Below are 11,165 nucleotides of genomic sequence, written 5' to 3'. Positions count from 1 at the left end.
CGCTTGCTTTCTGGGTCGCCGTAAGGAGAGGCGTATTTTAAGGATCTTGGCGAAGATGTCAACGTCTTTCTTGTCGAATCCTGCCCGATTCTCGTTGCTGCCGGAGAACCGATCCTGGAAAAGCGAGGGGCGTATTCTGCTGCCCCCGAGGCTAAGTGTCAATCGACTTTTTCAATCTTTTCAACAGCTTAGCTAGCTTTCCCGCTGCTTCCGAGAACCTGCCTCGGCGTCAGCGGATGCGTACTTTACGGATCTACCCCGGCCTTGGCAAGGGCTACGCGCAAAAAAACTGCCTCCATCCTCTACTGATAGGAAACAGACCAAACCATGGCGACACGTCAGGGCGACTGTGTGCGACATCGGAGTGGTTTCTTTGGGTCAACCTTTGGCGATACTCTGTTACGAAACAATTCGGACCGAATCGACATGGAAGATATCGCTGCGGGTGATCTGAAGACCATTCTTCATTCCAAACGGGCCAACCTCTATTACCTGCAGCACTGCCGCGTACTGGTCAACGGCGGCCGCGTGGAGTACGTCACCGACGAGGGCAAGCGCTCGGCCTACTGGAACATCCCCATCGCCAACACTACCTCGCTGCTGCTGGGCACCGGCACCTCGATCACCCAGGCGGCCATGCGGGAGCTGGCCAAGGCCGGTGTTCTGGTCGGTTTCTGCGGTGGCGGCGGTACACCGCTGTTCTCCGCCAACGAGGTCGATGTCGAGGTTGCCTGGTTCAACCCGCAGAGCGAATACCGCCCCACCGAGTACCTGCAACAGTGGGTGCGCTTCTGGTTCGACGATGCGCTGAGGCTGGAAGCGGCACGCCGCTTTCAGCGTGCGCGCCTGACCCAGGTCGAACGTCACTGGCTGGACGCACGTTTTCAGCGCGATACCGACTTCAAGCCCAGCGCGGCCGAGTTAAAGGCGCTGCTCGAGCGCAGCCGCGGGGCCATCGACCAGGCAGCGGACACCACCGCACTGCTAACGGAAGAAGCCCGGCTGACCAAGCAGCTCTTCCGGATCGCCACCCAGGCGGTCGGCTATGGCGAATTCGTGCGCGCCAAGAAAGGCAGCGGCGTCGACCCCGCCAACCGCTTTCTCGATCACGGCAACTACCTCGCCTACGGCCTGGGTGCCACTGCCAGTTGGGTGCTGGGGTTACCCCACGGTTTGGCGGTGCTCCACGGCAAGACCCGACGCGGCGGCCTGGTGTTCGACATCGCCGATTTGATCAAGGACGCGGTGATCCTGCCCCAGGCGTTCATCTCCGCCAGCCGAGGCGATGAGGAGCAGGCGTTCCGCCAAGCCTGCATCGAGCGGCTCACCCGCGTCGAAGCGCTGGATACCCTGATCGAGGTGGTGCAAGACGTCGCCGAGCGGCTGGACGAGGAAGCGCGGCGATGAACGTGCTGATCGTCTCCCAGTGCCGCAAGAACGCACTCAGGCAGACCCGCCGGATTCTCGACCAGTTCGCCGAGCGCCGCGGCGAACGTACCTGGCAGACCGCGATCACCAAGGCCGGGCTCGACACGCTGAGAAAACTGCTGCGCCAGACGGCACGCAAGAATACCGCCGTGGCCTGCCACTGGATTCGCGGCCACGACCATAGCGAGCTTGTATGGATCGTAGGCGATGCCTCCCAGTTCAACGCCCGCGGCGCCACGCCGACCAATACTACCCGGCGCAACATCCTGCGCGGAGAGGACGAGAACGACTGGCATAGCGGTGAGGACATCCGCCTGTTGGCGATGATGGCAGGACTGCTTCATGACCTTGGCAAAGCGAGCCGAGCCTTTCAGTGGCGTTTGACTGGCCACCTGCGCGAGCGTAACCGCTATCGCCATGAGTGGGTGTCGCTAAGACTCTTCCAGACCTTCGTTGGCAAAGACGATGACGAAGGCTGGCTGAAACGGCTGCAAGCACAGGAATACGATGACTCGAACTGGACTCGGCCTGCCGATTACCAGCGCGATGGGCTGGATGCCAGCGACCCTCATCCTTTTCAGCGACTGCCTCCTCTGGCCAGGGCACTTGGCTGGTTGATTCTGACCCATCATCGCCTGCCGGTCGCGCCCGCCTTTCAAGACGACCGCCAGCTCTGGCTGGGCGCCCGTGTGCGCTCATTCAGCCCGGATTGGTTGGAAGCGCCGCTCGATCCCGTGGCTCACGACTGGAACGAAATTTTCACGCCGGGTAACGACAAAGAGATTACCCCTTATTGGCAGATGGCAGCCCCCCTGCCTGTCTCCGGGGAAGCTTGGCGCACGAAAGCGGCCCGCCTGGCGCGTCGGCTTCTCGAACTCAGACAACACCGAGACGATGACTGGCTCGATCGCCCTTTCGTCATGCATCTGGCACGCCTGAGCCTGATGCTGGCCGACCATTACTATTCGAGCCTTGCCCTGGATAAGAATGATGCCCCGGACGACGCGCGTCGCAAGTTTCTCCATCCGCACGCGAGGTTGATAGCCAACACGACACGTAACCGCAGCGGGCAATCCGTCGCCAACCAGACCCTCGACGAGCATCTGCAAGGGGTCACCCATCATGCGGGGCAAATTGCCCATGCACTTCCCTCCCTGGAGCGCGAGCTGCCGCGGCTCGCACGACATCGGGGGCTGCGTAAACGTAGCGGAGCTGGAAAATTCAGTTGGCAGGACAAGGCATTCGATACCGCCCTGGGGATACGCGACCGTACCCGGGAAAAAGGGGCCTTTATCGTCAATATGGCTTCGACGGGATGCGGCAAGACACTGGCCAATGCACGCCTGCTCTACGCCCTCTCCGACCCCGACCGAGGCATGCGAGCCACCTTCGCGCTGGGTCTGCGAGCACTGACCCATCAAACCGGGCGCAGCTATCGCGAAGATCTGAGGCTGGGTGACGATGAATTGGCGATTCGGGTGGGTGGAGGCGCCAGCCGAGCCCTATTCGCCTATCACGAACGACAGGCCACCGAGAGCGGGTCGGCATCGGCACAGAAACTCATTGAAGAAGACGACCACGTGCTCTTCGAAGGAGTTACCGAGCAGGGATCGCTGCTTTCCTGGGCCGGCCATGATCAAAGAACACGTAGTCTGTTGATGGCGCCCATGCTCGTCTGCACGGTGGACCACCTCGTACCCGCCACTGAATCGCTGCGCGGTGGGCGGCAGATCGCTCCCATGCTCCGGCTGATGAGTGCCGATCTGGTCCTGGACGAGCTGGACGATTACGATCTGGCCGATCTGCCGGCGCTAACCCGCTTGATTCAATGGGCCGGCATGCTCGGCACGCGTGTCGTACTCTCTTCGGCCACGTTACCCCCAGCGCTGGTCGAGGGGATGTTTCTCGCCTATCAGGCGGGGCGGCGTGAATATCGGCGTCATCGAGGCGCCGGGGACGGCTCGACGATAGAGCAGGCGGATATCCCGTGCATCTGGACGGATGAATTCGGTACCCGACATGAAACCTGCTGGAGTCGTAGCGGGTTTACCGAAGCCCATGAGCGCTTCATACAGAGGCGTGCCACAAGGCTAAGTCAGGCCGACCCGCTGCGTCGAGCAGCGCTCTGGCCGCTGACTATCGCCAATAACAAGACTCGCGAGACCACCCGCCACGAGTTCGCTGACCATGTCTTGCAGGCCGCGCTGCAGTTGCACGCGGATCATGCGCAAGTCGATCCCGCGAGCGACAAGCGAATCAGTTTTGGCCTGGTCCGCATGGCCAATATCGACCCGCTTTTCGATGTCGCCAAGGCGCTCTTCGAGCGAGGCGCCCCCAAAGACACCCGAATCCATCTTTGCGTCTATCACGCTCGCTTCCCGTTGGTACAGCGCTCCGCCATCGAACGGCAGTTGGATACGGTTTTCAACCGACGGAACGAAGATGCGGTCTTTCAGTCATCGGCGATCCGCGAGGCGCTCGACGTCAACCCCGAACTCCATCACATCTTCGTGGTTATCGCTTCGCCGGTCTGCGAAGTAGGCAGGGACTGGGACGCCGACTGGGCCATCGCCGAACCCTCGTCGATGCGTTCACTGATCCAGCTTGCCGGACGCGTTCAGCGCCATCGTCAGCGGCTGAATGACAAGCCCAATATCTTTATATTCGATACCAACCTGCGACACTTCTCCCGCGACAAAGGACCGGATGGCAAACCCGATGCCATTTTCGTACGTCCTGGGTTCGAGCTGGCGCGCGCGCCAGCTCGACACCCTTTCCGGCTGATTGCTCATCGTCTGGGCAAACTGATGGAAGAGAGCGAGTACCAGCCCCTGACCGCACTGCCTCGAATCGCACCGCGCCCCGCCGAGCAGTGGCAGTCCAAGATGCGGCTGACGGACCTGGAACAGGCACGCATGGCCCACACCATGTTGCCGCTACCGGCGACAGATGCCGAGGGGCTCAACGCAGCCAGCGGCTGGCAATACCCCGGAGCCATGCTGACGGGTGTGCTGGCGCAGCAGCAACCGTTTCGTGAGAGCACCATTCCGAGCACGAAGCTGGTGCTGCTACCGCAGGACGAGGAGGCGCCGGAGACACTGCTGCTGCATCGCATCGAGAGCGATCCGGAGCAACGTGGACAGCAGCTATATGTGCTGGTGGAGCAGAACCAACGTCATGACATTGCGCTGCATCCGGGGCCGCGCATCGCGCCCTGGGGCAACTTCGAACTGCCCGCTCTACTGCAGGAGCAGGCCGACGACCAATCGTTGACGCCCATGGAAGCCGCACGACGCTTTAGCCAGTTGGAGGCACCGGAGCATTCGCGCGGTTGGCGCTATCACCCCTGGCTGGGCTTCTCGATATGGCGACCGTGACGGCTCCGTTTCTGACTCAGGTCAACAGGGTGTCTCTAAGGCCGGCTCGGTCGACGCTCGCCAGGAAATGGTGCGGCAGAATAGCCTGCAAGAAACGAGGCTGCCCCCGAAGGGGCAGGTGGCCAAGGGCCGGGCTGCCTGTGCGGCAGCTAGGGAGTAGACAAAACTGCTCGGGCAATTTTCTGAGCTACCTCTACGGCAGGCTAAATATAGCTCGTGCAATGGGAGATAAAATGGCTCGCGCAATGGCGTTGATTTTTCCTCGACTATGCCCAATACTGCGGTTGCCCGGGCGCGTTGCAGCGCGCCCGGGCGTATGCAACTGCCGATTGGCTCCGGCTCACCCTGAAAACATCATCAGAGGAGTAAGAAGACGTGAAATACCGTCGCAGAAGAACCTGATCCATCGGAATCACCTTTTCGACAGCAACCACGCCCCACGGCGGCAGTTAGCCGTGGGGATTGTATAACCCGGGGCCCATCAGGGTCCAACGGTTTGGAATGCCCATGAACGAAACCACCGAAAACGATGGCGTCTCCCGCATCGAACGTTTTCGTCTCGCCATCGCGGCGTTCATCGACGAACGCCGCGAGGCCAAGCTCAAAGGCCGGGAAGACGATGCAGCGGCCGCTGCAAAGTACGAGTACGACACCTGGCTTGCGGATGCCGCGCGCCGCGTCGGTCAGATTCAGGCCGTCACCCATGTGCTCAAGGCCAGCCATCCGGATGCGCGTGGCACCAGCCTCTACATTCCCCCGCCGACCCTGCCACAGCATGATGAAATCGGTAGCCACTCGCTGGCGGATGATTTCGTAGAAGACGTCGTTGGTAATGCCGCCGCGCTCGATGTCTTCAAGTTCCTGAAAGTCGAGGTCGAAGGCCGCTCCTTGCTCGAGTGGGTCAAGGCCAAGGACGCCGACCTGCTGCAGGCGCTGCATGCCGATGAAGCCATTGCCCAATCACGGATGGATGCTTTCGGCAGTCTCGTTCGCAGTGGCACCTTCTCTTCCCATGCGCTGGCGAAGCAGGTGTACTGGCTGACGCAGGGTAACGCGGCCACCGACGATAACTTCCACCTGCTGCAGCCGCTGTTCTCGAGCGCCCTGGCCCATCGCGTTCATGCCGATATCCAGAGCGCACGCTTTGGCGAAGAGAATCGTGATATTCGTGCCGCCGTCCGCGCTAAGCAGGCCGATACGCGCGTCTATCGCGACTACCGCAACCTCGCCGTACGCAAGATGGGGGGCACCAAGCCTCAAAACATATCGCAGCTGAATAGCGAGCGTGGTGGCGCCAACTATCTGCTGCCATCGCTACCCCCCAACTGGTCGCAACAACGCCCGCCCAACCTGCTCGGGCTGGAATCCTCGACCGAACGCTTCACCTTTTTCGCCGGCGTCAGGCCACTCGTCCGGGAGCTTGCCCGGTTGGTGCTATCCAAGCGACGCAAGACAATGGAAACCCGCCAGGAGCGCGAGGCACTCGAGCAGCGGTTGGGCGCTAAATTGCCCTTTTATGCCGCAGCGATACACAGCCAGTTATCGCCGGGGTGGACTCGCGACGATCGCTGTGGATTATCGCTCTGCGAGTGCCTGTGGCTGGATCCGGAGCGCCTTACGCTTGCACCTCGTCCGCTCGGTGAAGGCGGGGAAGAGGACCAGGCCTTCGCCGAGGCCTACCACAGGGGCGACTGGCCAGATCAGGTCGCGGGCATTTTTGCCAGTTGGCTCAACGACCAAATGCGTCGGGCAGGCGCCACCGCGGTAGGCGATAGCGAATATCGTCACTGGGCTCGACAAGCGATCATCGACGCCGCCTGGCCCGTCCCCATGCAGCGGCGAGCCCCGGAGGAACGCGCATGAGTACCTCCCCAACGTTCAGTCATCTACTCGCCCTACCGCGTATCAACGTGCAGAACGCCAATGCCATTTCCAGTCCGCTGACGCACGGATTTCCCGCGATCACCGCTTTCATGGGAATGATGTGGGCCCTGGAGCGCAAGACGCGTGCCGCCGGTCTCGATATCGCCTTCAAGGGGATCGGTGTGGTGTGCCACCACCATCAGGAGCAGGCTACCCAAGCTAGCTTTATCAAGACCTTTCATCTGACGCGCAATCCGGTAAGCAAGGATGGCAGCACCGCCGCCATCGTCGAGGAAGGGCGCATGCATATGGAAGTCAGCCTGGTCCTGGCGCTCGACAGCGAGCGCTGGAAGCGCGACGAACAGGCAAGGCGCCAGGATACCGACACGATACAGGAGATGGTCGGCGCCATGCGTATCGCGGGTGGTTCCGTGATGCCACCGCCACAGCCCGATCTGTATCGCCATCAGCCGCAGATCATTGATCTTACGGGAGACGAGGGAGATCGACTCGATGCCTTCCGGAAACTGCGTATGCGCTTGCTACCCGGGTTCGCATTGGTGTCACGCGACGATCTGCTCGACGAACGGTTGGCCGAATTGCGAGAGGAAGTCCCGGATACGACACGGCTCGATGCCTGGCTTTCGCTGTCCCGCATCAACTGGCGCTATGACGACGAGGCGCAGTCTTGGCAGCACGATCGCCATGCGCTTGGCTGGATCGTTCCGATACCCGTGGGCTATGGCGCGCTCAGTGAGTTGCAGCCAGCCGGCAGTGTGGCCAATACACGCGACAGCACCACACCCTTTCAATTCGTCGAAAGCCTCTACTCGGTCGGGGAGTGGGTCAGTCCCCATCGCCTCGAACAAGCCGAACAACTGATCTGGTATCCGCGGACAGGGGCGGAGTCGCAGCAATACCGCTGCTGCAACGACTACCGCCCTGTCAGTGACGCCTTCGAATCTCTTTACGACTTCAGCTGAGCCCCTTTTCCGGAGAATCCATCATGGCCAAGAACGACGCTCTGAAAACCGCTTCCGTCCTCGCCTTCGAGCGCAAGCTCGACCCCTCCGATGCGCTGTTCAGTGCCGGCAACTGGGATAAACGCGACCAATTCACCGCCTGGCCCCGCATCCCGGTCACGGAAAAGTCCGTGCGCGGCACCATTTCCAACCGCCTGAAGACCAAGGATCAGGACCCGGCCAAACTCGATGCCGCCATCGAAAACCCCAACCTGCAGACCGTAGACGTTGCCGCCCTGCCCCACGATACCGACACCCTGGCGGTACACTTTACGCTGCGCGTGCTGGCCGGTGCCGGTACTCCCTCGGCCTGCAACAGTGCCGACTATCAAGCCAAGCTGAAGCAGGCGGTCGAGAGCTACGCCAGCGAGCACGGCTTTCAGGAACTGGCCCATCGCTACGCCTGCAACCTCGCCAACGGGCGCTTCCTGTGGCGCAACCGTCTCAAGGCAGAAGCGCTCGAAGTGACGGTGCGCCAGACCCGAGCCGGGGCGACCGAACAAGCGTGGACCTTCGGCAATGCTCTGGAGCGCTCGACGCGAGATTTCACTGGCGACGAGCAGACTCGCACGTTGGGCGAGGTGATCGCCAAGGCACTGGCCGGCGAGCAATACCTGCTGCTGGATGTGGTCGCTTTTGCGCGCATCGGCGCCGGCCAGGAAGTCTTCCCGTCGCAGGAGTTGATCCTCGACCGCGCCCGCGGCGACAAGAGCAAGACGCTCTACAGCATCGGCGACGACAAGAGCGCCGCCATTCACTCGCAGAAGATCGGCAACGCCCTGCGTACCATCGACACCTGGTACCCGGCGCCGGCGGACGGCAGCGATCTGGGGCCGATCGCCGTCGAGCCCTACGGCTCGGTGACCACCCAGGGAACGGCCTACCGCCAACCGAAGCAGAAAGTGGACTTCTACAACCTGCTCGACAACTGGCTGCTCAAGGACCAGGCGCCGGCAACCGAGCAGCAGCACTTCGTGATGGCGACCCTGATCCGTGGTGGTGTCTTCGGCGACGCGGGGTGAACCATGGACCACTACATCGACCTTCGCCTGCGTCCCGACCCGGATTTTCCGCCATCCATGCTGATGGGCGCGCTCTATGGCCGGCTGCATCGTGCGCTGTTCGACCAGGACGCGAACGACATCGGCGTGAGCTTTCCGGATCACAAGACCGGCGTGCGAGCGCGCACGCCGGGTGACCGACTGCGCCTGCACGGAAAACATCAGAGCCTGACGCAACTCATGGTGCAACCCTGGCTCAATGGCATGCGCGAACTCGTCGAGACCGGCGACATTCTGCCAGTACCCGACGGAGTGCTGCATCGCGTGGTCAGGCGCCGGCAGTTCAAGACCGGCAACGACAGCCAGGTGAAGCGCTACGCACGGCGGCATGCTATCGACCTCGAAGAGGCGCGAGCGAGGTTCGCACGCAGCAGCGAACCGCGCATTACCTTGCCCTTCGTTTCACTCAACAGCCGGTCCAGCCAGCAACGCTTCGCCCTGTTCATCGAGCATGGCGAACCGCAGCCGACACCGGCCGATGGCCCCTTCAATCACTACGGCCTGAGCCAGGGGGCGACCATTCCCTGGTTCTGACCCTTTTTTCGCGCGCTTTTATAGCGCTCGGAAAAACAAGGGGTTAACGACGCCTCCGCAAAAAGGGAGGCGTCGCGCTTTATGGCTATTGCTCTTTAACAATCAGGGTATTAGCTTGAAAAAGCTCTAGTTGGCTGCCGCCCAGGCAGCTCAGAAAAGATAGGTGAAGCTCTCGATGTTGATGTCGAGGTTGGCTGCCGCCCAGGCAGCTCAGAAATCGGTCGTCGTCGATAGCGCAGTGATACGGCTGTTGGCTGCCGCCCAGGCAGCTCAGAAAAGATCGCACCGGCGATTGGCGCTGCGCTGAGCGTTGGCTGCCGCCCAGGCAGCTCAGAAATTCTCGCGAATCTCTCGCGAATCGCGGTCGTAGTTGGCTGCCGCCCAGGCAGCTCAGAAAATCTCGACCAGCTCTTTCCCCTCGTTGCTGCGGTTGGCTGCCGCCCAGGCAGCTCAGAAATTCGGCAATGGCGAGGCGTTCGGCGACGGCGTGTTGGCTGCCGCCCAGGCAGCTCAGAAATGCTCGCCGAGCTGGGTGCCACCCACCTGCTGGTTGGCTGCCGCCCAGGCAGCTCAGAAAAGCTCGAATAGCTGGGCTTCTTGGTCTTGGTCGTTGGCTGCCGCCCAGGCAGCTCAGAAACTTGAGAAGTCGGCCGCTTCCCGGCTCTTCTAGTTGGCTGCCGCCCAGGCAGCTCAGAAAACTGATCATTGTCGGCTGCGATCAAGATCACGGTTGGCTGCCGCCCAGGCAGCTCAGAAATGGTCGTCGCCGGGGAGCGTTGCCAGGTGGTCGTGCGCTGCCGCCCAGGCAGCTCAGAAAAACGCGGTCGACCAGCTGGGAAAGCTGCCCGGGTGCGCTGCCGCCCAGGCAGCTCAGAAAGCTGCGCGGCTCTCGATCAGGCGCTTCAGGTCGTTGGCTGCCGCCCAGGCAGCTCAGAAATACGGGGCCGCTATCCGGTGCTTTGCCTGGAGGTTGGCTGCCGCCCAGGCAGCTCAGAAACGAAAGCGGCGGGCTTTGGTCAGGGTGCTGCAGTTGGCTGCCGCCCAGGCAGCTCAGAAAACCGAATGCGGTCGCGGCGTCAGGACCATCATGTTGGCTGCCGCCCAGGCAGCTCAGAAAGATCAGCTCCGCGCGGCTGGCTGGAGTGACGCGTTGGCTGCCGCCCAGGCAGCTCAGAAATCATTGACCGGGATCAGGGAGCTAGCCATTAAGTTGGCTGCCGCCCAGGCAGCTCAGAAATTGTCGTACGCTGGATAAACCTTTTTGTCAGCGTTGGCTGCCGCCCAGGCAGCTCAGAAATGACGGTCGAGCGCCGCCGCGCCCAGAAGGTGGTTGGCTGCCGCCCAGGCAGCTCAGAAAAAGAGCTGAAGCGCCTCCGAAAGCGGCATGGGGTTGGCTGCCGCCCAGGCAGCTCAGAAAATAGCCGATGCCTGCTCAAGAGACATTCCCATGTTGGCTGCCGCCCAGGCAGCTCAGAAAGCCTGGGCCGCCGTGAGCGGCACGATCACCAAGTTGGCTGCCGCCCAGGCAGCTCAGAAAACCTCGCAGCCGTGGCTCACGGGGTCCCGCAGGTTGGCTGCCGCCCAGGCAGCTCAGAAATTGTTCGCCGCCTGTGCTCGCTCCCCGCGTGCGTTGGCTGCCGCCCAGGCAGCTCAGAAAGTCAGCCAGTGGCCTGATGCGCTGCCCGCGAAGTTGGCTGCCGCCCAGGCAGCTCAGAAAATGTAGCGGGCGGTATGCGCCCCATACAGGCAGTTGGCTGCCGCCCAGGCAGCTCAGAAATCTTGCGTGTTGGGGTCGTAGAGTTCCTTGGTGTTGGCTGCCGCCCAGGCAGCTCAGAAATCACACCCCTAGCACGAATTCATGCCGCCCACGTTGGCTGCCG

6 protein-coding genes and 1 CRISPR repeat array are annotated in these 11,165 nt (G+C 62.0%); all 6 genes read left to right on the top strand.

Annotated elements, in window-relative coordinates:
* Window positions 1–426 precede the first annotated feature (426 nt).
* Window positions 427–1,407 (top strand): type I-F CRISPR-associated endonuclease Cas1f, encoded by a 981-nt coding sequence (gene cas1f / locus J0A90_RS17370; RefSeq protein WP_207034003.1) that lies wholly within the window; start codon window positions 427–429, stop codon window positions 1,405–1,407.
* Window positions 1,404–4,805, top strand: a complete 3,402-nt coding sequence (gene cas3f / locus J0A90_RS17365; RefSeq protein WP_207034000.1) for a type I-F CRISPR-associated helicase Cas3f — start codon at window positions 1,404–1,406, stop codon at window positions 4,803–4,805. Before cas1f ends, cas3f begins: the two co-directional genes overlap by 4 nt.
* Before the next feature lie 507 nt (window positions 4,806–5,312).
* Window positions 5,313–6,668 (top strand): type I-F CRISPR-associated protein Csy1, encoded by a 1,356-nt coding sequence (gene csy1 / locus J0A90_RS17360; RefSeq protein ID WP_207033998.1) that lies wholly within the window; start codon window positions 5,313–5,315, stop codon window positions 6,666–6,668.
* Window positions 6,665–7,651 carry a type I-F CRISPR-associated protein Csy2 gene (gene csy2 / locus J0A90_RS17355; protein WP_207033996.1) on the top strand — a complete coding sequence of 329 codons (987 nt, stop codon included), beginning with the start codon at window positions 6,665–6,667 and terminating at the stop codon, window positions 7,649–7,651. Before csy1 ends, csy2 begins: the two co-directional genes overlap by 4 nt.
* Window positions 7,652–7,674: 23 nt before the next feature.
* Window positions 7,675–8,712: a type I-F CRISPR-associated protein Csy3 gene (csy3, locus tag J0A90_RS17350; RefSeq protein WP_207033994.1), complete on the top strand. Its 1,038-nt coding sequence runs from the start codon at window positions 7,675–7,677 to the stop codon at window positions 8,710–8,712.
* Between the two features lie 3 nt (window positions 8,713–8,715).
* Entirely contained in the window at window positions 8,716–9,285 is a 570-nt protein-coding gene (gene cas6f, locus J0A90_RS17345) for a type I-F CRISPR-associated endoribonuclease Cas6/Csy4 (RefSeq protein ID WP_207033992.1), read from the top strand.
* A gap of 129 nt (window positions 9,286–9,414) precedes the next feature.
* Window positions 9,415–11,122: direct repeats of the CRISPR family, unit length 28 nt; unit sequence GTTGGCTGCCGCCCAGGCAGCTCAGAAA.
* Between the last annotated feature and the right edge of the window lie 43 nt (window positions 11,123–11,165).

Origin of the sequence: Salinicola sp. DM10, assembly GCF_017306975.2 — a bacterium.
Lineage (GTDB): Bacteria > Pseudomonadota > Gammaproteobacteria > Pseudomonadales > Halomonadaceae > Salinicola.
Note: the sequence above shows the minus strand (reverse complement) of the source record. Positions and strands in the feature narration are given on the sequence as shown.

Coding starts and splice junctions, on each gene's coding strand:
- cas1f (WP_207034003.1), top strand. CDS start 427: ATGGAAGATATCGCTGCGGGTGATCTGAAGACCATTCTTCATTCCAAA.
- cas3f (WP_207034000.1), top strand. CDS start 1,404: ATGAACGTGCTGATCGTCTCCCAGTGCCGCAAGAACGCACTCAGGCAG.
- csy1 (WP_207033998.1), top strand. CDS start 5,313: ATGAACGAAACCACCGAAAACGATGGCGTCTCCCGCATCGAACGTTTT.
- csy2 (WP_207033996.1), top strand. CDS start 6,665: ATGAGTACCTCCCCAACGTTCAGTCATCTACTCGCCCTACCGCGTATC.
- csy3 (WP_207033994.1), top strand. CDS start 7,675: ATGGCCAAGAACGACGCTCTGAAAACCGCTTCCGTCCTCGCCTTCGAG.
- cas6f (WP_207033992.1), top strand. CDS start 8,716: ATGGACCACTACATCGACCTTCGCCTGCGTCCCGACCCGGATTTTCCG.